The sequence below is a fragment of the Actinoplanes sp. NPDC048791 genome (genome assembly GCF_040650095.1).
Classification (GTDB): Bacteria; Actinomycetota; Actinomycetes; order Mycobacteriales; family Micromonosporaceae; genus Actinoplanes.
In genome coordinates, this window is sequence record NZ_JBEZGQ010001676.1 from 1 (window position 1) to 1,168 (window position 1,168).

General features: G+C 74.4%; 2 protein-coding genes and 1 pseudogene. 1 reads left to right on the plus strand and 2 read right to left on the minus strand.

Annotated elements, in window-relative coordinates:
- The coding region (locus AB0C29_RS49545) for a Sir2 family NAD-dependent protein deacetylase (protein ID WP_360835496.1) at window positions 1-264 on the plus strand (264 nt) is incomplete at its 5' end.
- Here the strand turns inward: AB0C29_RS49545 and AB0C29_RS49550 are convergent.
- Window positions 265-816 (minus strand): aminotransferase class V-fold PLP-dependent enzyme, encoded by a 552-nt coding sequence (locus tag AB0C29_RS49550; RefSeq protein WP_360835498.1) that lies wholly within the window; start codon window positions 814-816, stop codon window positions 265-267.
- A gap of 71 nt (window positions 817-887) precedes the next feature.
- A pseudogene (locus tag AB0C29_RS49555) lies at window positions 888-1,139 on the minus strand (aminotransferase class V-fold PLP-dependent enzyme); the annotation flags it as partial.
- Window positions 1,140-1,168: the final 29 nt, after the last annotated feature.

A 1,168-nucleotide genomic window follows, 5' to 3' on the forward strand; every position in this document is an offset into this window, starting at 1 on the left:
GGGGTGGTGTGGTTCGGTGAGGCGTTGCCGGAAGCGGCCCTGCGGAACGCGGCGGAGGCGGCGGCCACTTGTGACCTGCTGCTGACCATCGGAACCTCCGGGCTGGTGTACCCGGCCGCGGAGATCCCGCACCAAGCGGCCCGGGCCGGGGCCGCCGTGGTCCAGCTCAACCCGATGCCGACGCCGCTGGACCCGATCGCCGCGGTCAGCCTGCGCGGCCCGGCCGCGCAGCTGCTGCCCCGGCTGGTGGACGCGGCCGGCTGATCAGCGGCGTCCTCCGCGATCCTGGTACGGCAACCGCAACCGCCGCGGGTCCGGCGTGGGGCGGCAGTCCGTGCCGTCCGGCGTACTGGTGAAGGTCCACCGTGGTCTCTCCGTGGCGATGGTGGTGACGGCGGTGGTGAACCGGTCCCAGTCGGCCGCGGTGCTGCCGATGCCGGTGCTGGCCCGGACCGCGCCCGGGATCGCGGTCGGCACGCCCCGGGTCAGGTCGTCGCGCAACCGGGCGTCCTGCGCCGCGTCGATGTGCAACAGGGCGGCCATCAGAGGGTGCGCGCAGAAGCAGCCGGGTCTGACGCCGATCGCGAACTCGGCGCTGAGGATCGCGGCGAGCCGGGCGTAGGGCACGTGGCGCAGGGCGAACGGCAGGGCCCAGAGGGTGGTGTCCGGGCCGACGTAACGGACCGCTCCCCCGCCGGCCAGGAACGGTTCCCCGGCGCCGAGCCAGTCCCCCCGGCCGACCAGTGCGCCGGCCCCGAACGGCGCGTACAGCTTGTGCCCGGACAGCGCCAGGTAGTCCACGTCGTCGGTGGCCATGTCGATGCCCCGGTGCGGGCATGGTGCTCGGTGGCGAACGCGAACACCTCCGTGTCCGGCGGCAGCGCAGCAGCGAGCAGGTTGGTCGCGTCGGTGGTGTTGCGGGTGAAGATCACCACGTCGTCGCCGCGCCCGCCGACGAAGCCGCGGACCGCTTCGCGGGAGTCCTTGTAGGCCTCCGTGGTCAGTTGCGACTTGTACCCGGCGCCGCGGTGCACGCTGGAGTACCACGGCAGCACATAGCGCCGCTCGCCCCCGTCGACGAGCGGAACCGTGATCGCCTCCCCGACCAGGGCCGGCCGCTCCGGCTCCCGGTCCAGCACGGCCGCCGCGGGCGGCGGGCCGATCCGCA

Bases quoted from the DNA above. Each gene is read 5' to 3' on its own strand.
- AB0C29_RS49550 (WP_360835498.1), bottom strand. From the start codon at position 816: ATGGCCACCGACGACGTGGACTACCTGGCGCTGTCCGGGCACAAGCTG.